Annotated in this window: 18 protein-coding genes and 1 tRNA gene; 5 read left to right on the forward strand and 14 right to left on the reverse strand. The window is 57.7% G+C overall.

All coding sequences use genetic code 11. From position 1 onward, the window contains the following. Positions 1–10: 10 nt before the first annotated feature. The 4 genes from JNL86_09895 to JNL86_09910 form a co-directional block, all read right to left on the reverse strand. Positions 11–1,432: an amino acid permease gene (locus JNL86_09895; protein ID MBL8043216.1), complete on the reverse strand. Its 1,422-nt coding sequence runs from the start codon at positions 1,430–1,432 to the stop codon at positions 11–13. 59 nt (positions 1,433–1,491) lie between these two features. Continuing rightward, positions 1,492–2,268, reverse strand: coding sequence for a gamma-glutamyl-gamma-aminobutyrate hydrolase family protein (locus tag JNL86_09900; GenBank protein ID MBL8043217.1), 777 nt, complete (start codon positions 2,266–2,268; stop codon positions 1,492–1,494). A 1-nt stretch (position 2,269) separates the two neighbouring features. Next, positions 2,270–2,740 (reverse strand): hypothetical protein, encoded by a 471-nt coding sequence (locus JNL86_09905; GenBank protein ID MBL8043218.1) that lies wholly within the window; start codon positions 2,738–2,740, stop codon positions 2,270–2,272. Between the two features lie 150 nt (positions 2,741–2,890). Next, positions 2,891–3,352, reverse strand: coding sequence for a hypothetical protein (locus JNL86_09910; protein ID MBL8043219.1), 462 nt, complete (start codon positions 3,350–3,352; stop codon positions 2,891–2,893). A 94-nt stretch (positions 3,353–3,446) separates the two neighbouring features. Here JNL86_09910 and JNL86_09915 point away from each other — a divergent pair, with 94 nt between their 5' ends. The 3 genes from JNL86_09915 to JNL86_09925 all read left to right on the forward strand — a co-directional run bounded on the left by JNL86_09915 (position 3,447) and on the right by JNL86_09925 (position 6,655). Further along, positions 3,447–4,664 carry a M24 family metallopeptidase gene (locus JNL86_09915; protein MBL8043220.1) on the forward strand — a complete coding sequence of 406 codons (1,218 nt, stop codon included), beginning with the start codon at positions 3,447–3,449 and terminating at the stop codon, positions 4,662–4,664. Between the two features lie 141 nt (positions 4,665–4,805). Further along, complete coding sequence (tatA, locus tag JNL86_09920) at positions 4,806–5,657, forward strand: twin-arginine translocase TatA/TatE family subunit (GenBank protein ID MBL8043221.1); 852 nt, start codon at positions 4,806–4,808, stop codon at positions 5,655–5,657. Between the two features lie 206 nt (positions 5,658–5,863). Beyond that, on the forward strand, positions 5,864–6,655 hold the full coding sequence (locus JNL86_09925; protein MBL8043222.1) for a HEAT repeat domain-containing protein: 792 nt from the start codon (positions 5,864–5,866) through the stop codon (positions 6,653–6,655). Here the strand turns inward: JNL86_09925 and JNL86_09930 are convergent. The 6 genes from JNL86_09930 to JNL86_09955 form a co-directional block, all read right to left on the reverse strand. Continuing rightward, complete coding sequence (locus JNL86_09930) at positions 6,609–7,127, reverse strand: PilZ domain-containing protein (GenBank protein ID MBL8043223.1); 519 nt, start codon at positions 7,125–7,127, stop codon at positions 6,609–6,611. The two genes, JNL86_09925 and JNL86_09930, sit on opposite strands and share 47 nt — an antisense overlap. A 68-nt stretch (positions 7,128–7,195) precedes the next feature. Next, positions 7,196–7,720, reverse strand: coding sequence for a PilZ domain-containing protein (locus JNL86_09935; protein ID MBL8043224.1), 525 nt, complete (start codon positions 7,718–7,720; stop codon positions 7,196–7,198). A 213-nt stretch (positions 7,721–7,933) separates the two neighbouring features. After that, entirely contained in the window at positions 7,934–9,190 is a 1,257-nt protein-coding gene (gene clpX, locus JNL86_09940; GenBank protein MBL8043225.1) for an ATP-dependent Clp protease ATP-binding subunit ClpX, read from the reverse strand. Between the two features lie 26 nt (positions 9,191–9,216). Beyond that, complete coding sequence (clpP, locus tag JNL86_09945) at positions 9,217–9,852, reverse strand: ATP-dependent Clp endopeptidase proteolytic subunit ClpP (GenBank protein ID MBL8043226.1); 636 nt, start codon at positions 9,850–9,852, stop codon at positions 9,217–9,219. A 125-nt stretch (positions 9,853–9,977) separates the two neighbouring features. Continuing rightward, the gene (gene tig, locus JNL86_09950; protein MBL8043227.1) at positions 9,978–11,270 is read right to left on the reverse strand and encodes a trigger factor; all 1,293 of its coding nucleotides are present in this window, start codon (positions 11,268–11,270) and stop codon (positions 9,978–9,980) included. 99 nt (positions 11,271–11,369) lie between these two features. Next, a tRNA-Leu gene (locus JNL86_09955) sits at positions 11,370–11,452 on the reverse strand. A gap of 336 nt (positions 11,453–11,788) precedes the next feature. Between JNL86_09955 and JNL86_09960 the strand changes: the two genes are divergently transcribed. Further along, on the forward strand, positions 11,789–12,874 hold the full coding sequence (locus tag JNL86_09960) for a HEAT repeat domain-containing protein (protein ID MBL8043228.1): 1,086 nt from the start codon (positions 11,789–11,791) through the stop codon (positions 12,872–12,874). Between the two features lie 289 nt (positions 12,875–13,163). Beyond that, entirely contained in the window at positions 13,164–14,408 is a 1,245-nt protein-coding gene (locus JNL86_09965; GenBank protein MBL8043229.1) for an ABC transporter substrate-binding protein, read from the forward strand. Between the two features lie 23 nt (positions 14,409–14,431). Here the strand turns inward: JNL86_09965 and JNL86_09970 are convergent, their stop codons facing one another. The 4 genes from JNL86_09970 to JNL86_09985 form a co-directional block, all read right to left on the reverse strand. Continuing rightward, entirely contained in the window at positions 14,432–15,880 is a 1,449-nt protein-coding gene (locus JNL86_09970; protein MBL8043230.1) for an OmpA family protein, read from the reverse strand. 245 nt (positions 15,881–16,125) lie between these two features. After that, positions 16,126–17,328 (reverse strand): OmpA family protein, encoded by a 1,203-nt coding sequence (locus tag JNL86_09975; GenBank protein ID MBL8043231.1) that lies wholly within the window; start codon positions 17,326–17,328, stop codon positions 16,126–16,128. Positions 17,329–17,395: 67 nt separating this feature from the next. After that, entirely contained in the window at positions 17,396–17,821 is a 426-nt protein-coding gene (mscL, locus tag JNL86_09980) for a large conductance mechanosensitive channel protein MscL (GenBank protein ID MBL8043232.1), read from the reverse strand. Positions 17,822–17,872: 51 nt separating this feature from the next. After that, complete coding sequence (locus JNL86_09985) at positions 17,873–18,985, reverse strand: DUF481 domain-containing protein (protein ID MBL8043233.1); 1,113 nt, start codon at positions 18,983–18,985, stop codon at positions 17,873–17,875. Positions 18,986–19,152: the final 167 nt, after the last annotated feature.

Here is a 19,152-nt window from a genome sequence, read left to right on the forward strand (position 1 = left end):
GGCTCATGGGTCATTCCACGGCAGGACGCCTGGCGAGTCTGCTATGGCGAATCCCATACATGGCATAGACCAGAATGCCGATGATGGTCCACACAAAGAATCGGATCCAGGTCATCCAGGGGAGGAAATACATTAATCCCGAGCAGGCGAGCACACCCAAAATGGGAATGAGTGGCATGAACGGCATGCGGAATGGCCGAGGGTGGTCGGGGTTGGTGTAACGAAGTACGATGATGCCGATGCAGACCAAGACGAAGGCGAACAGCGTCCCGATGTTGGTCATATCCGCCGCTTCGCCGATAGGAATTAGTGCCGCCATAATGGCGACTGCGACACCGGTCAAATACGTCGCATGATGTGGCGTTCGAAATTTTGGATGGACGCCTGAGAGCCAGGGGCCAAGGAGTCCGTCCCGGGACATGGCGAAAAAGACGCGAATCTGGCCTAACATCATCACCACCAGCACGCTCGTAATCCCCGCCACTGCCCCAACGGCCACGAGCGCGGCGCCCCACTTGAATCCGACCACGCGAAGCCCTTCGGCTACGGGTGCGTGGATGTCGATCTTCGAGAAAGGCACCAGCCCCGTCAGGACTGCCGCCACCGTAATGTAGAGCAGTGTGCAAACAGCCAGGGAGGCAAAGATGCCAATAGGAAGATCCCGTTGAGGATTCTTGGCTTCTTCCGCGGTGGTTGAGACGGCATCGAATCCGATGTAAGCAAAGAAGACGATGGCTGCGGCCGCACCGACGCCGGCAAATCCGAATGGCATGAACGGAGACCAGTTTGCCGTGTCGACGGATGAACTGCCGACAGCGATGAAAAACACAATGACGGCGAGTTTGACCAGCACGATCCCGCACGTGGCCCTTGCGCTTTCTTTGACTCCGACAATGAGGATGCCTGTGACGAGGAGGACGATGATTGCGGCCGGGATGTTCGCAATGCCTCCATCGGCACCGGGGGGATGGGTGGCCCAGTAGGGAAGTTCGAGGCCGCAGAGTTTGAGGATATTGTTGAAGTAGCCGGACCAGCCGATCGCGACGGCAACGCAGGCCACGCCATACTCCAAAATTAGGTTCCAGCCGGTGAGCCAGGCTAAAAATTCTCCCAGTGTGGCGTAGGAGTAGGTGTAGGCGCTGCCTGCTACCGGAATCATCGCCGCGAATTCGGCATAACAGAGGGCGGCCAATGCGCAGGTGATGCCGGAGAGAATGAACGACAGGATGATGCCGGGTCCTGCTCCGGGGCGGTGAGCATCTCCGACGATTGCCGTGCCGATGAGGACGAAAATGCCGGTGCCGATAATGGCGCCAATGCCGAGCCCGGTCAGGTCCCAGGCCGTGAGGCTCCGTTTGAGGCGATGTTCGGGGGCGTCGGAATCAGCGAGGATTTGCTTGATGGATTTGGTGCGAAACAGTGGATTGCCCACCCAGTGTCCTCTCTCCGCGTCACGACCACAGCATGTGTGCCGGTTTGGTGAGCCCCCTGTCAGGAGCCGGTCCCGCGTCTCGCAGGCGAAGGTTGGTGTGACGGGCGACGTGAAGCTGCCCGTAGAAATGTCTGAAACAGGCGTCGGTGCAACAGGTGGCGTTCAAAGAGAAATTCCGGATGCCATTGCAGGCCCAGAAAGAACGGAAGTCGAGGGTGTTCGATGGCCTCGACGATCCCGTCGGGAGCAGTGGCGCTGGCCAGCAAGGTGCGACCGACGGTTTTCACCGATTGATGATGGGAACTATTCACCTTCATGCGCGTGCGTTTGACGATGCGGTCGAGCAGGCTGCCGGGTGTAATGGTGATGCTGTGCGAAAGCTGTACTGCCGGGGTCTGTTGTCGGTGTTCGAGGACATCGTTCACTTGGGCTGGGAGGTCCTGATAGAGCGTGCCTCCGCAGGCAACGTTCATGGTTTGCATGCCTCCGCAAATAGCGAGCGTTGGAATCTGGTTGCGGATGGCCAGCCGGACCAAGTTGAGCTCAAAACTGGACCGCCGTTCGGCGACGAGAGGAAAGCGGTATCGTTGAGATTCTCCGTAGAGGGTCGGGTCAAGATCTGGGCCGCTTCCCGTGAGCAGTAGCCCGTCGATGCTTGTGAGGAGGCGCCGACGCGCTGAACGGTCTGCGACTAGGGGCAGGATCACCGGCACGCCGCCCAATTCTTCAATGGCGCGGACATACCGGGCCCGAAGAAAGTACGTGGGTTCCTTGCCGCCCCATTCCTTACGATCGCCGGCATTGAAGTCGGGCGTGACTCCGATGACCGGTTTCATGCTACTTGATCGGTTCCAAGGGCAGCGGTAGCGGCTCTTGAGGGGTGTAGTCCCCGGCCTCCCGGGCGGGCTCGCCTGACACGCCGAGGAACCGGATGGGCCGATCGCCTTTGAGGTGATCAGGGGTGATGATATAGGTGCCGTACATGCTGGGGACCCAGATGTTCTTTGCCGTCTGCTCGCTGCCTCCGGAGAAGCCATAGGCTAAGCCGCCGACCACTCCGCCGCCGATTGCAAACGCGAGCTTGAGGGGAAAATACACAATCGTGGCAAGCGCGGATCCGGCTTGAATGCCCACGCCGGAGGCGCTGGCGTCATTTGATGAGACAGGGACATTGGAGCTCCCCGATTCTTGTGCGGAGACCGGCACCGCGAGGATGGCTAGTGAGCACAGTGCCACCACGCCAAGGACCAGGGCATTCGACCAGAGGCTGCGTCGTCTTTTGAAGGGCAGAATGGCAGAGACGTTCACGTTGAGTGCCTCCTTGGGGCTGAAGTTCTGTGATGAGTGAAAAAAGATGAGTGCTGATGAGCTATGTGCAATTCAGAGTACTCCGTTGTCGTTATAACAAATTCCCCCTCATTTTCAAACCCCTTCCGGGTTTGCTGCAGGCGGCATTGTTCATGCGAGATCGGGTGGTTCGGCGAGGTCCAGTTCAAGGCGAATGCGATCGGTGATCTCGGCTGGTGTATTCTGGGTGAGGTGCGTCAACTCGGCGGTAAACGTTGAGGCCTCGATCACCTGATTCTGTTGATCGAGCCCGGCTTGGAGGGCCAGGTGTAGCGCGCAGGTGCAGAGGGACTGAATGAAGAGATCATCGGCCCGCCGCATGGTTTCCGTTCGGTCTTCGGGGTCCATGTCTCGCAGCAAGGCCTGGATCCAGGAAGAGAAGCCGATGTGTTCGCGTGTCTGCCCAATGTGAGGCTGTGCGACATCGACTCCAACCTGTACGCCACCCTTCCAGCTGCGCTTCTTCACATTGAAGACGCAACGGAGGTGATCCGGCCGATCCTCAACGGGTTCCGGTCCGAAGAAAAACGTGACGCGGTATTGTGTGAGATCTCCTGGTGCTGGATGTGTCATGGCGCGTGGTGCCGATTGTACCATTGCGACGGTCGGAGAACACAGACGGATCGGCAGAGTGGTATCGATGTCAAAATGCCGCTATGATGCGGCTATGAATATGCTCGCTCCCTCTCGCGCGCACGTGCACCGGATTCAACAGGCCATCCGGGAGCAGCCAGGACTTGACGGCTGGCTCTTTTACGACTTTCGTCATCTGGATCCCATTGCGTATCGGGTGCTGTTGCTAGATCCGTCACTCCATGTGACGCGGAGATGGTATTACTGGGTTCCGGCAGTGGGGGTGCCGGTGAAAGTTCAACATCGCATCGAGCCCCATGTGTTGGAGGGACTACCCGGTGATGAGCAGTTGTATGTCTCCTGGAGGGAGCAACATACGGCGCTGAGGTCCTTTCTGCACTCCGCCAAGCGGATTGCCATGCAATATTCGCCGATGAACGCCATCCCGTACCTCTCCCGCGTGGATGCCGGGACCATTGAGTTGATACGTGGGTTAGGCGTGGAGGTGGTGACTTCTGCGGATTTGGTTCAGCAGTTTGAGGCCGTGTGGGACGAGACCCAATTGGCCTCGCACCAAGTGGCAGCCGAGGGATTGCGAGCCATTGTGGATGAGGCTTTCGGATTTGTCGGCGCCTCTCTCGCCGGAGGGCGTTCTCTGACCGAATACGACTTGCAGCAATACATCCTCAGCCGCATGCAGGCTCGCAACCTGGTCACCTCTAGCGCACCAATTGCCGCCGTCAACGCACATAGCGCAGATCCGCACTATGGCCCGCCGCTGCAGGGATCCGCCCCCATCCGACCCGGGGATCTGGTGCTGATTGATCTATGGGCGAAGCAGCCCCAAGTGGGGGCGGTGTATGCGGATATCACCTGGACTGGATTTGTGGGGCGAACGGTGCCGGCACGGCATCAAGAGATTTTTCAGATTGTCCGGCGTGCGCGGGATACGGCGGTGAGCTTTGTGCAAGAACGCGTGAGGTGCGGGGCGTTCCCGTTCGGATGGGAAGTGGATGATGCCTGCCGTCAGGTGATTCAAGACGCTGGATACGGGAACTATTTCGTCCACCGCACCGGTCATTCGATCGGTGAAGAGGTGCATGGGAATGGGGCCAACATCGACAACCTGGAAACGCAGGATGCGCGTCGGTTGTTGCCGGGCACCTGCTTTTCCATCGAGCCGGGGATCTATTTGCCTCAGGAGTTCGGCATCCGCAGCGAACTCGATGTGTACCTCTCAACACATGACGCCACCGTGTACGGACAACCGGTGCAAACCGAACTCGTCGCGATTTCCCCCGTTGTCGGTTAGTTGAGCCTGCTTCCTCTCATTTCAGTGCCCTCCGCCATTTCTTGACACCCTTTGCATCGGGCAGCTATCGTGAGGTGTCGCACAGCCAAATAGGCTCTGTCGTGCCTACGTCGCCCCTATTGGTCGAGGAAGGAAAGCAACATGTTTGGCACTATGGGATTTTCCGAACTGATTATTATCCTGGTTATCGTCCTGATTATTTTTGGGGCCGGGAAACTTCCGCAAATTGGTGAAGGTGTCGGCAAGGCGTTGAGGGGCTTCAAGAAAGAGGTGAACGACATTCCTCCTCCCGACGCTCCCGCTGAGCCGTCTGACTCGACAACGGTGGCTGCTCAAGCGCAGTCCGTGCCGGAGATTGCCCTAGCCGGACAGGCCGCCCCGGTTGTCCAGGCACCTGCCACTTCTCAGGTCACAGCTCCCTATACGCCAGGTCCCGAATTGACTCCCGGTACCACGGCGGCTCTTATGGCTGCGGCCGCCCCTCAGGGGCCCCAGTCCACTCAGCCGGTCAAGCCGCGAGTCGCCACCGTGGCGCCAGGTCAGGCTGCGCCGGGTTCGGCAGTGGCGCAGAGCCATCAGCCGCCGACCATGGAAGATCGGATGGCAGCTCCTGCTCCAGTGATGCGGGCGCAGTACCCGCCTCTGCCTGCTGCGGCTCAGAGCAAGCCAGTAGCCAAGCGCCCATCTGCCATCGTGAACAAAGATGCCGTGGCTCGGGTGCAGGCAGCCCAAGCTGCCATGCGGGCGAAGGCGGCACAGACCCAATCGGGAGGGATTTCCTCCCAAGACATGCAGGGTTTGGGGGAAGGGCTTGGAGATGCCGTGCGGACGTTTCGGCAGGCCGTGGCTGATGTGCGGAGTTCGGTCGATCCTCAGATGCGGACAATTCGGGCAGAAATGGACTCTGCACAAAAGGAGCTTGAGCAGTCAATTGAAGCGGCGAAGCAGGCCCCAGTGGTGGATGAAGAGGCTCCCGCCAAACCGCTCTCGTAATTGTTCGGTCCTTCCACTCGGCAGGGATTGTGGCTGGTGATCTCGCTCCTCAGGTGGAGGGGTGCGAAGTGAGAGTGCCTGTGCGCTATGCAAGGCCGTCCGAGTCCAAGTATCACGCCTCCATCATGCTAACGGTTGACGTCGTTACCTGAATGCTCGCTGACGGGCATTGTGGAGTGTTAATCAATCTGAAGATGAGCGCCTGTGTGAAGGCTCGATTTTTTCCCCGCCTCTTCTCTCTGCTTTGGACCTGTTCTCTGATTGCCGGCTGTTACGTCGATGCTCCGCCAGGAGGGCCGGGCGAGGTATCGATACGCTTGACCGAACTGCTGGCGGATCCGGACCCGGAAGTTCGACGCACCGCTGCTGAGTCTCTTGGAAAAATCGGCCAACGGTCAGCTGGTCACGGACTACTGACTGCACTGAATGATCAGGATTCGCGTGTGCGTGCTGCCGCAGCACTTTCGCTTGGCAGATTGGGCGATGGCGCAAGCGGGATCTCGTTGGCAGGACGGTTGGTAGATTCATCCGAGGCGGTACGGGGGGCATCTGCCTTGGCTCTGTCTGAGCTTGAAAGTACCGGAGCATCCGAGGCCGAAACCATCCGGGCACTCCATCACCACGACCCATCTGTACGAATGGCGGCCACCCGGGCTTTGGTGAGCCAGGACATCGTCCCTTTTACGGCAGAGCTCGTCGGAGCCCTTCACGATACCGATGCACATGTGCGACAGGGCATTGCTGCGGCGCTTGGAGAAACGGGAGATAGGAGGGCCATACCCCACTTGTTGCGGCTTCTTAAAGAGGATGCAAGTGCTGGCGTTCGTTCCGAAGCAGCATTTCGTCTGGGTAAGCTTGGCGATACGAGCGTTGTGGGCGAGTTGTCAGTGGTCGCGAAGGGGGATTCGGATGCGATCACTCGAGGCTGGGCACGCTGGGCCGTTGAACAGATTACGCCGTCGCGCGGGTCCGATTCAGGGCTTCGACCAATTCGATAAGCCGTGCTTGAGCCTCGGGGGCAATTTCAGTGAACTGCACGCCCATTCCGGGAAAGAGTAAATAGCGCTCTGGTTTTGAGCGGGTCCACGCCACCTTCGCACGCGTTTCAAATTTCTGATTCGGGCGGTCCGGCAATGAAAACTCTACCTTCAGCTCCGTCCCCGGTGCCAGGGGCGCGCTACTCTCAATAAACAATCCTCCCCCACCGATGCCGCCGGTTAAGCTGTCAAATTGTTTTCCATCGGGTGTGCTGCAACGGACTTTAATCGCGAGCGGAGCTCGCGGATGGACTCGACTGTGTGCAAAGCGTGAGTCTTCGTCGATTGAGAGCATGTGCTCAATCAACGTCTCCCAACTGACGATGGCGAGACGTTGCCCCTTGTCGTCGAAGAGGGCGAGGGTTTCTTGCTCGCAGTCGATGTCGAGAGTTTTTCCGTGATACTCGCGGGTAGCTGTGACCGGAAACTTCATCTCAGATTCTCGGTATGGTGCGTGGCAAATCTAGAGGGATGTGTCGTCAGGCCTGAGATTCTAGCCGACTATAGGGCGTCACCTTGTGGAACGCCTTTCACCGAATGCACGAGGGAGAGCACACGATTGCGAGTTTCTGGGGTGATATCTGTAAAGCGTACCCCCATTCCCGGGCTAAATGTGTACTGATCGGCTTTCGGGCAGACCCAGGCAATCATGCCCTTTGCCGAAAGCCACTCGTTTGGGGTTTCCGGAAGCGTAAATTCCATGACGAGTTTGGTTCCCACGGCCAATGGAGTGAAGCTCTCAATAAACAGTCCTCCTCCCCCAATTCCCCCTGCTCGACTTTCGAGGTGCGTGCCGTCGGGCGTCTGATATTTGACCCGGATTGAGAGCGAAATTCTTGGCTCAGATCGCGCCTCGCGTGACTGCTGAGGTTTTCGGTAGGTCAGGATCTGATCGACGAGAAAGTCCCATGCGAGGCTTCCCATCGGTTCACCGTTGATTCCGACCAGCGTGATCGTTTCCTTGGAGGAATCGATCTCAAGTGTCTTGCCTTTGTGTCTGGTGCTGGAAACGACGGGGAATTTCACGTGTACTGCCCTATGGTAATTGCAGAAATCCTTACTGCAGCCATCATGTGCAAGTATAGCTCACGGATCAGACTTGTCGACAAAAACCTTGGATCGTGATGTTGTCTTGGGGGGAAGGCTCGATGTTGCGGTCTTGGTGAGGCGAAGGAGAGGGGGCTTGTGCCCCCTCTCACATGGTGTCATGGTCAGAGATAGATATTTCTTTTCAACATGTTATGCGCTTTTAACATCCTTGTCTTGCTCGAAGATTCGAATCGGCGCGTGTTTGCCGTTGATGGAGTCCTCGGTGATGACGACTTCCTTGATCTGCTTCTGAGAGGGAGCGTCGTACATCACATCGAGCATGGCTTCCTCGAGAATCGCCCGTAATCCTCGTGCCCCGGTCTTTTGCGTAAAGGCCTTCCGTGCTACGGCACTCAAGGCGCCTTCCGTGAAGCGAAGTTTGACCTTTTCAAATGACAGCAGCTTTTCATATTGCTTTGTGAGCGCATTTCTCGGTTCAGTGAGGATGCGAATGAGCGCTTGCTCGTCTAATTCGTCCAGGGTCGCGACCACTGGCAAGCGACCGATAAACTCAGGAATCAGGCCAAATTTCAGCAAGTCTTCCGGCTGGACATGCGGCAACAATTCGCCTAACCGAACGTCGTTGCGTCCGCGGACATCCGCTCCAAACCCCATGGCCTTCCGGTTCAGACGTTGTTCGATGATATGTTCCAATCCAACGAAGGCACCGCCGCAGATGAACAGGATGTTGGAGGTGTTCACCTGGATAAACTCTTGATGCGGATGCTTGCGTCCGCCTTGTGGGGGAACGTTTGCAACCGTGCCTTCAATGAGTTTGAGGAGTGCCTGTTGAACGCCTTCACCAGAGACGTCTCTGGTAATGGAGGGGCTGTCACTTTTTCTGCTGATCTTGTCGATTTCGTCGATGTAGACAATTCCGCGCTCAGCTCGTTCGACGTCGTAGTCGGCGGCCTGAAGCAACTTCAAGATAATGTTCTCGACGTCTTCACCGACATAACCCGCTTCGGTCAGCGTCGTGGCATCCGCGAGGGTGAAGGGGACATCGAGGAACTTTGCTAACGTTTGAGCAAGGAGCGTTTTCCCGGTACCGGTCGGGCCGATGACGAGGATGTTGCCCTTTTGAAGTTCCACGTCATCGACGTCTTTGTCCTTGGCAGAGATGCGCTTGTAGTGGTTGTGTACGGCCACGGAGAGGATTCGTTTCGCGCGATCCTGACCGACCACATACTGATCGAGGTGATGTTTGATTTCAGCCGGTTTCTTCAGCTTCGAGGAAATCTCCTCCTTGGCCTCTTCCCAATCCTCCGCAATGATGTCATTGCAGAGGTTCACACATTCGTCGCAGATGTAGACGGTTGGTCCGGCGATGAGCTTGCGTACTTCATCTCGGCTCTTCCCGCAAAACGAGCATCGCAGGTGCCGATCAATCTTTTCCTGTTTAGCCATGCTGCCTCCTGTACACCAAAGGTCAACTAGCTCTTGCCGCCGTCCTTGCCTGAGTCCGTTGCTCCCAAGGGTTTGAGGCTCTTCAGGGGGCGTGTGATGACTTCGTCGATGAGTCCATAGCGTTTGGCTTCCTCGCTCGACATGAAATAGTCGCGTTCAGTATCTTGGGAAATCTTGTCCAGCGGTTGGCCAGTGTGTTTGGCCATGATTTCATTCAAGCGTTCGCGGATCTTCAGGATTTCCCGCGCATGAATGTCGATCTCGGTGGCCTGGCCTTGGAATCCGCCCATCGGCTGGTGAATCATGACGCGAGCATTCGGGAGAGCGTAACGTTTGCCCTTGGTGCCTGCGGTCAACAGAAATGCTCCCATGCTTGCAGCCTGGCCCAGGCAAATGGTGTTAATCGACGGTTTGACGTATTGCATGGTGTCATAGATGCCGAGCCCGGCCGTGACACTGCCTCCCGGGGAATTGATGTAGAGATTGATATCTTTTTCCGGATCTTCGGCTTCAAGGAACAGCAGTTGAGCGATGATAAGGTTCGCAAAGACGTCATCGATTGGCGCGCCAAGAAAGATGATGCGATCTTTGAGCAGCCGTGAATAGATGTCGTAGGCACGTTCACCGCGGTTGGTTTGTTCGACAACAATCGGAACTAGCATTCAACTGCATCCTTTCCGCTAGAGGTCTGACGAGTGGAAACTCCTTAGTTTACCATACTCATGTCGCCGGGACTGTGTAAGCACCGCTCGACCTGCAATGCCGGGACTCTAGGTAGTCGAGCGAGTTATCCCTGGATCATTGCGTGCTTGTAGACAAAATCCAACGCTTTATCGGCCAAGATCCTGGAGCGAAGGTCATCCAGGGTTTCTTGTCCGCCGGCCCGAATCATGCGGGTCACTTCCTCGACGGAGAGTTTGACTTCTGAGGCAAGTCGCGTAACCTCATTGCTGAGATCCTCGTTGGTCACGGTGATGCCTTCCTTGGCCGCCAGTGCTTCCAGAATGAGACCGACCTTCACTCGCCGCTCTGCCTCGGGACGATATTCCTCCTGGAGTTGTTTGGCGTCGTCAGATTGCGCGGCATGAGGTGCAGTAGCGCCGTCTCCAGGCTTTCGTTGGCGAGACTGTAATTGCTGTCTAACCATGGCGGACAATTCGCGCTCGACGAGCGTGCCGGGAAGATCGAAATGATGCGTTTCTGCCAATCGCTTTAGGATCGTGTCTTTATAGGAGTCTTCGATGTCTTTCTTCAGTGCCCGTTCCATTTCAGCTCGAAGCTTTTCCCGGATTTCCTGGAGGGACTGGTAGGGGCCGCAATCCTTTGCAAATTCGTCGTCTAGGGCGGGAAGTTGTTTCCGTTTGACCGACTTGATCGTGCACGCGAAGGTCACAGTCTTTCCTGCAACCCTCGTATCGGGATGAGATGCCGGGTAGGCTTGAGAAATGGTGACCACTTCTCCTTCTTTTTTCCCAGCGAGATGGGGCTCAACGTCTACTCCCAGCACGGAGGCATTGGAGCCCATCTTGTGCAGGTGTCCCGTCTTGGCGGTGCCGTCCAGAGGTTTGTTGTCCAAGGTTCCTTCAATGTCTAAGACGGCGTAGTCGCCTTCTGCCAAGACTGCCCCGGCTGGAGCAGGATGCAATTGGGCCATCTGTTCGCGAAGGACTTCTAATGCCTTTTGGACTTGCTCGTCTGTGACGGTTCGCTGGTCTTGCTTGAGAGAAATGGGATTAGGGGCTTTGTAATCTCGAAGTTCGATCGTCGGCTTGATCTCGACCGTAGCCGTGAAACTAAACGGTGTGTCTTTCTTTACCTTGACCCGCTCTAAGGGTGGGATTTCTACCAGTACCGGCATAATGCCTGCCTGGCGGATCGCCCGATCATAGAAGTCCGGGACCAGACTGCGGATCACGTCTTCTTCGATAGTTTTTGCGTATCGCTTCTCCAACAATTGCAGCGGGGCCTTCCCCGGGCGAAATCCCGGAATGCGAACCTGTCGGTTGAGTTCTGAATAGGCTTGCGCAAAGCGTAGGTTCACCTCATCCGCCGGTACTTCAATCTTAAGGGCTCTTTTCATGGGGCCGAGTTCGGTCATTTCCATTTTCATAGCTCTGTTCGCGTCCTCCGAGTCCGAATAATGTTAGGTGCGCCACGCAAAATTAATATTGTTGAGAGGTGGTGCGAGAGGGGGGACTTGAACCCCCACGGTTACCCACGAGATCCTAAGTCTCGCGCGTCTGCCAGTTCCGCCACTCTCGCGCGACGCTGAGTGCTAGGCTACCTGCTGATGGTACATATGGAAAGTGCCTGTGCGCGGAAAGACACGATGAATAATGACATTTTGTACCGTCGATCTAGTCTGCCTGTCAACCCATACGCAGGTGGGGACGGCCTCTGGGGAAGCCCTGGCGAGGTGCATATGAGGTCGGATGTCAGGCTCGAGGAGAGGCGGTCAGGACTCGATGGCGACGCGACATTCCTGGAGTCGATTCCTGGCGGATCACACGATCCGGGGCGCTATAATATCAAGTCGATGGTTCCATCGTACGGCCTTCTTCTTTTCATCCTCATCCTGAACGAAGGGAGGAATACGTCATGATACGCAGCGGATTGACTACCGCAGCTGGATTCCTCGTGTTCTTGTTTGGCCTCGCCTCTTCAGCTTCGGCATATCGGGATTATTTTAGCGAAGCTCAGAAGGCAGAATTGGCCAACATCCGTAGCGTGCTCGTTGAGGCTTTGGCGTTGACCGACAAAGGGGCCGGCAATGCGGACGGCATTCGGGACGTTGTTCTTCGGCGTATGGGAGAATTGGGGTATGTCGCGAGTTCCGATCAAGGGGCTCCTCATGACGTCGTTGTCCGGGTCAAATGCGAACAGAGGAAGACCTGGGAAGGCACTGCCTCGGCCGGCGGAGACAATGACCTGTTGGATGCCCCGTCTCGCTTATGGAAGGGCCCTGCTTGTCAGGTGACGTATGCGTTGGGAAATCTCAAGGTAAAGTGGCAAAAGGAGGTCCGTACGGAGTTTGAGGATGCCGTCCAAGCGGCTCACGCTGCCGGTGCCTCTGATCCTGGGGCCTATGCAATGAGTGCGCTGCGTGAGGCATTGGAGACCTATGAGTTCCCACTGCTTCTCACGGCTGAATGGGGGCAGCCTGACCGGTTGCTGAAACTGCTTGATTCGCCACAGACCGGCCAACTCAGGAAGCTCAAGGTAATCTCGCTCCTTGGTGAAATGGTGGCAGATGAGGCACTGCCTCATCTCACTGAAGCCTTGAAGGATAAAGAGCTGGCGAAACAAGCGGCTGTGGCATTGGGGAATATGGGCAAGGAGGGCATCCCGCTCCTCATCGAAATCTTGCGGTATTCCAAGCAGCCCGACTTGCAGGCTGCTGCCGCAAAAGGCTTGGGAGATCTGGGAAATATTCATAGCGATTCACGGGTCGTTCCTCCGCTACTGGAGATGCTCGATGCCCCTGGTATTGACATTACGGTGCAGACGGAGATCGCATGGGCGTTAGGGCGCGTACCGGATCGGCGATCCGTCGAACCGCTGTTTGCCCTTGATCGAAAACTGCAAAAGATTCGCAATGACCCCCCCGATCCACAAATTAAGAAGCTGAAAGAAGCGGTATTTTGGTCAATCAAGCAGGTGTACACCGAGGACCAATATAGCTGAGGAGCCGAGGAGTGCCATGGTGCGTGGTGGTCGTGTCCTAGGCGGTGGGGGGCGGGGGTGTGTGCTGGACGATCAGGCGCAGCTTCTCCTTGCTGGAATGGGCCATGTCCCTGATGCGATGCTGCCACGGTGATGACAGCCCTTGCATTCGGTTATCTCGGGAACTTTCATGCTGTGAAAATGCCGGCGACTCTGCTAAGAAATATTCCCGTCGCTGTGCCAGATGGTTGTACGTAGGCGGACTGAGCAGGCGGGTAATGGGTTGTGGGACACACGCGGGGGTAAGTCGATGGGAAGGATTTCACGAAGACGATTTTTGCAACTGTCGGCCATGACCGGCGGGGTTCTCCTCGTGACGGATTGGACTGACCGGCTGTTGGGGATGCGGTTCTCGGGATCGAGGGCTAACGCGGCGGAACCTATCAAGATCGGGATCCTCGACCCGCTATCGAGCCCGTATAAGACCTCGTCGATCCATGATGTGCACGGCGCCAACGTGGCGGTAGATATGTTCAACCAGCGAGGTGGGGTCTTGGGACGACCGGTGACCATTATCGAGGCCGATGACGCCTCACAGCCGGAGACCGCCCTCAAGGCGGCCACCAAGTTTGTTCGTGATGATCGTGTGGATGTACTGATGGGGACCTTCAACGCGGAGTGTGCCCTCGTCGTGTCCGAGTTTGCGAAACAGGAAAACAAGTTATTCATGGTGACGGGAGCGCATCTGCCGGAACTCACCGGCGCCGCGTGTAATTCCCATACCTTCGTCTTTATGCCCAATGCCGCGATGTTGGCGCAGGCGGTCGTTCCCCATTGGATCAAGACATTCGGTACTCGCTGGTTCATGGTCACGACCAGTTCTTTGGATGGGAAAGCCATGGCGCAGGCGGTCGTGACTGCCGGTCAGCCGCATGGCGCGGAATTTGTGGGCGAGATGGTCATGCCGTTCGGGTCCACGGACTTTACTGCGGCACTGGCGGCGGCCAAAGAGAAGCAACCTACGTTGGTGGTGTTCAATCTCTATGGGTGGGATTTAGTCCACGCGTTGAAGGCATACAGCAAGCTGGAGTTGGCGAAGGAGAAGATCGGTGTCGGCGGCCTGATAGCGGGTGAGCAGATTGGTCGCCCACTTGGGTATGCCAACAATGCCGGAATCTGGGGCCTCATTTGGGATCCCAAGGTCAACACGGAAGGGTCGAGACGATTTATTCAGGGTGTCGTCGAAAAATACAGCCATACCCCCACCTCGCGTTGCTATCTGGGGTATGCGGCTATGACTCAAATCCTAGAGGCCATCCAGCGCGCGGGCTCAACGGAGGCGCCGGCGCTGATCAAAGCGTTGGAAGGGCATGGGTTTGACGGTCTCAAGGAAGGTCGGTCCTCGTTCCGAGCTTCGGACCACCAACATGTGCAAGATGTGCTGGTCGGGGAAGCGTACGGGAAAGAACTCGGTCTCGGGCACTACAAGATTCTCGCGACGATTCCCGGAGATCGCTTCATTGTAGGCCCCGAATCCGGTCAGTGCCAGTTGTAGCTCGCTGCGTAGTCGAATCGGGACTATTGGTCAGACCCGAGTGCCGCGAGGCGTAGCTGAGTTTCCATCACCCCGCTTGTTGATGCCACGGTGGGGCGCGACACAATAATCAATTCCAGGCGACGATTTTTCTGACGACCCTGTTCGGTGGCGTTGGAGGCGACGGGTCGAGAGTCCGCGAGTCCCACGGCCTTGATCCGTTCAGCAGGCATTCCTCCATTGACCATGGCCTGACGGGCATGGTCAGCGCGAGCCCATGAGAGCGCTTTGTTGTCGGCAAAGAGTTTCTGAAGCGCTTTGCTGAGGGCGAGGTTGTCCGTATGGCCGGCGACTTGCACGAATGTGTCTGAATGAGGCCCCAGCACCGTGCCGATCCGCTTCAGCATGGTGATGCCGTCTGGGGTCAGCACCGCATCGCCAGATGTGAAGAGCCAATTGCTGGCCAGCGCGATCACCAAACGTGTGCCATCCTCCCTGACTGTGAAGGCCTTCTGCTCGGAGCTTGTCGGGAGCGCCTTCAGCAGCTCCTCCTTAATCGCGGTCACGTTTGACCCGCGCGCATCTGTCCGGCTCGGATTGGGCTGAGACAGCCCTCCATTTCGACCTGGGTCTTGCGCAGGCGCGGTCAGGGGCCGGCTTGCCGCCACGTCGGAGTCCTTCTGAGGCGCGGGTGGAGAGGAACCCCTCTGCCGCGAGGGAAGGTCTCGGGTCTTGTCATTCAAGCGTTGCTCAAGGGCGGTGATGCGGTGTCTGGCTTGATAGATTTCCGCGATCATGGCGTTGTATTGGGGCACGAGCTTATCTCGCTCCATGAGGCGAGAGCGGACGGTGTCATAGGCTTGTTCGCGCTCTTTGAGCTGTTGGTCCAATGCGGTGATGCGGGCCTTGAGCGAATCGATGGTCGCCGTGGCGGTTTGCAACTGAGCGGCGAGACTGTCCCGTTCCGCATTGCCGGCGCGGACGGTGCGAAGATCTTGCTCCTGACGAGCCACCTGCGTTTCCAACTCGGTGATTCGGCGGCGGGCCACCTCAAGGTCAGCGAGGGCGGTCGTGCGAGTTTGCAGCGCAGCGAGATCTTTGTCCCGAGTAGCCAGTTGTTGTTCGAGCGAGCTGATACGCTGGCGGGCTTGCAGCAGCTCGTTGTTTGCGGTTGTGAATTGATTGGTCAGGCGCTCGCGTTCCGGGGCCAGCCGCCGCAATTCGACGAGTTCCGCTTCCTTTGCGCTGAGCAACTGGTCATAGGACACACTTGCGGGCTGATTCTGTCGATCTCCCAGTCTGCTCTCAAGGTCACGAATCCGGTCATGGAATTCGCCGAGCGTCGTCAGGAGCTGCTCGCGTTCCTGTTGGAGCGCCGCGAGTTTCGCATCGCCCGAAGACGCAACAGGGGGAAGCGGTGGGGGTTGGGGAACGGTTTCACAGCCTGTACCGAGGGCGCAGAGAACCGTGAGCGCCCAGACAGATCGTCTCATGCGATCCCTCCCTGGTGACTATGGGCAGAAGGCGCTGGGGGTAAGAGGTCAACCGTCGTCTTGGGGGAACCGCTACGCGCAACACAGGTCGACGACTGGGACCGCGCTGACAGATGTCGTTCAGCCGGTGTGAGCAATGGGTGCCTGACGAATTGGGTGATGAAGAGGCACGCCCCGAGAACCCATCGGTACTCTAACGGGTTCTCGGGGCAGATGCAAGGCGCGCAACGCGTTGCGCGGGATGCCTACTGGCCGACCACGATTTCGACGCGTCGATTTTTTTGCCGTCCTTCAGCCGTTGAGTTGCTGGCGATAGGCCGGCTGTCTGAATGGCCCTTGGCGTCGATCTTGTCGGCAGCCATCCCGCCCTCCGTCAGCGCCTGCCGTGCGCTCTCGGCCCGTGCCTGGGAGAGCTCTACATTGGTGGGGAACCGCTTCGCCAATCGTCCCTTGATCGGCACATTGTCCGTGTGGCCTGCCACATGGATCGAGCGATCCGGATAGTTCTTGAGCACGCTGCCGATTCGATTCAACACATCCGCTCCGCCGGGCTTGAGTGTGGCCTCTCCGGAATCAAAGAGCAACGTCGTCGCCAGACCGAGGGTGAGCTGATCCCCCAGTTGTTTCATCGTGACGTTCCCCTTTGAGACTTCTGCTTGGAGGAGCTTGGACAAATCATTCTTGGCCTCGGCGAGGCTGGTCTTTTGTTGATCGAGCGCACCGCGCAAGCCGGTCATCTCGTGGTCTCTCCGTGCGATTTCGCTTTCGAGGTCCGAGGCCCGTTGTTTAGCTGCGGCGAGATCCGCCACCAACTTGTCGCGGTCGCCGGCGGCGCCCTTCAGCAGGCTCAGTTCCTGATCTCTCCCATTGAGTTGCCGCTCCAGCTCGGCAATGCGCTGTTTCGCCTGCGCGAGCTCTGAGGAAAGGCGATCGCGATCCCCGGCAGTGCTTTTCAATCCGGCCAGTTCCTGCTCCTTTGTGGCGAGTAGCGCTTGAAGTGCGGCCAGCTCCCCGGCGAGTCGCTCCTTGTCGCCGGCGCCCCGTCTCAGGCCCGCCAGTTCTTGGTCCTTGGCCGACAACTGCCGGTCTGCGTCCGACAATTGGCTTGCCAACCGGTCCTTGTCGCCGACGGTGCTCCGGAGTCCAGCCAATTCCCGATCGCGCTGGCTGAGTTGGTTTTCCAGTTCGTTGATCCGCGCTTTGGCCTGATCCAGGTCGGCGGCGGAAGAAGCACGGAGCTTCGCCAACTCCGCTTCGAGATCGGCCTTCTGCCGCTCCAGGTCTGCAATCTTGAGATCGCGTGGATCGGGTTTTGGCGGAATGGGCCTCGGGACGGCTTTCATCTCGTTCAGCGCGCGACTCGCTGAGTCGTTGGGTGCTGGTGCGGACGTACAGGCTGCGAGCATCACAGCGCTCAGCAGCGCGGGAACAAGGCGAACGTGTTTCATGCAATCCTCCTTACAACACGGTCAGGCTGCCGGAGATGTCCGAGCAGCATGGACAATCGGGCCACAGTTAGTGACGTTGATTTTTCAGGAGATCGCGGATCTCCGTGAGCAACACTTCCTCCTTGGGCGGTGCCGGTGGTGGACCGGGAGGGGCGGTCTTCTTGAAACGGTTCATTTGTTTGACCACCAGAAAAATAACGAAGGCCAGGATCGTGAAATCAAGCAGAGTTTGCAGGAACACGCCATAGTTGATCGTGGCGGCGCCGGCCGCTTTGGCCGCTGCGAGGGATTTGCCTTTGGCCTCTTCGCTCAGTGGAATGAAGAGACTGGAAAAATCCATGTGTCCCATCAGGAGTCCGATGGGAGGCATGAGAATATCACTGACCACGGAGGAGACGATTTTCCCGAATGCTCCTCCGATGATGACTCCCACCGCCATGTCGAGCACGTTTCCTTTTACGGCAAATTCTTTGAACTCACTCATCATGCCCATCGTGCACCCTCCTTAGTGTGAGCGGACTGAATCCCGAATCCGTCTCGGCTCCTATTGTTTTCGACTGGTGTCGAAGCTGTATCCCAGCGTGATCAGGTAGAGGTTATCTGTATCCGACACGCCCGGCGGCGGGTTCTTGTTGTACCGCATGGTCCACTGGAATCCGCTGACCAGTCCGCCCCACACTTTGAACCGCAACCCGGTGTCAGCCGTCAGGTAGAGGTCTTTGGAATTGGCGAGCGATTGGAAGCCTTCCTGAAAGTGGTACAGGCTAACCTGGTCACCGCCCCAGAGCGGCCAATTCCATTTGACGGCCCATCGGCCCCGAGAGCTGGATTTGTCGTCGGCGAGTTTGAAATCTTCATTGAAGTAGGCTGCGCCGGCTTCCGCCCAGAGCGTCATATCCTTGAAGACTCCCGTCAGGTCACCGCGGTCGAGGAATTGATAGCCGGGACCGGTCGCGAGCGCGGTGCGCAGTTTCAGGTCCTGAAAGGTGTCCTGCTCGAAGTAGGCAGACGCGAACCAATACAACCGCTTCGTCAGAAAGAAGTCAAGCTTGATGGTCCCGCGGCTGTTTCGCACGATGAGATTGCCGGTATTGTCTCCGTAGATGTACCGGCCAAGGATGGTCAGTCGCAGTGACTCGCTGCGGGCTGAGAGCTCGCCGAGCAGGCTGCCGTTTCGGAGGTGGCTGTTGCCCGTGGTTTGTGAATAGCCGGCTTGAAGGGCGCCGGTATAAATCACCGCAGGTTGGTTCATGCCCACGACCGCATCCAGCGGAACCGCCATCGTGGTTCCCATCGGCGCAGCCTGTAACGTGAGGGTCCCTGGTTCGCCGGGCTGCGCGGTGCCGACGACCGTGGTGCCCTCTTTGAGACTGAAGGGAATGGGACGATTCACGACCAGTTTGGCCACGTTCGGCCACATGATCTTCACGACATCCTCGCCGGCCGTGGGTCCGAAGGCGGTCTTGATGTGTAACTCGTCGGCGACCATGCCAAGGACATGTCCATAGATGACGGTACCGTCCTTGAGCGTGACAGCGTCGAGTGTGGCCGGCGCAGGCGCGGCGTCCGACGGAGCCTGAGTTTCAGCCCTCGTCCCCTCGGCTAAAAGCGCCACCATCAGCAGCGCGAGCAGGAAACATCCAAATCGTCGCATCATTCCGTCCTCCTGGGATTGCGAATGGCAACGGTGTGTCGGTTGCCGGATGAGTAGAAACGCTGGTGTTGTATATTGGATTCCGCGTAGGAGATCAACACTGTGTTCGCCATGTCGTGCAGGCATTATGCGATGGCCGTACGATTGCGTGTCGCAGGTGAGCGGTGTAG

This window comes from Nitrospira sp. (assembly GCA_016788885.1).
GTDB lineage: Bacteria > Nitrospirota > Nitrospiria > Nitrospirales > Nitrospiraceae > Nitrospira_A.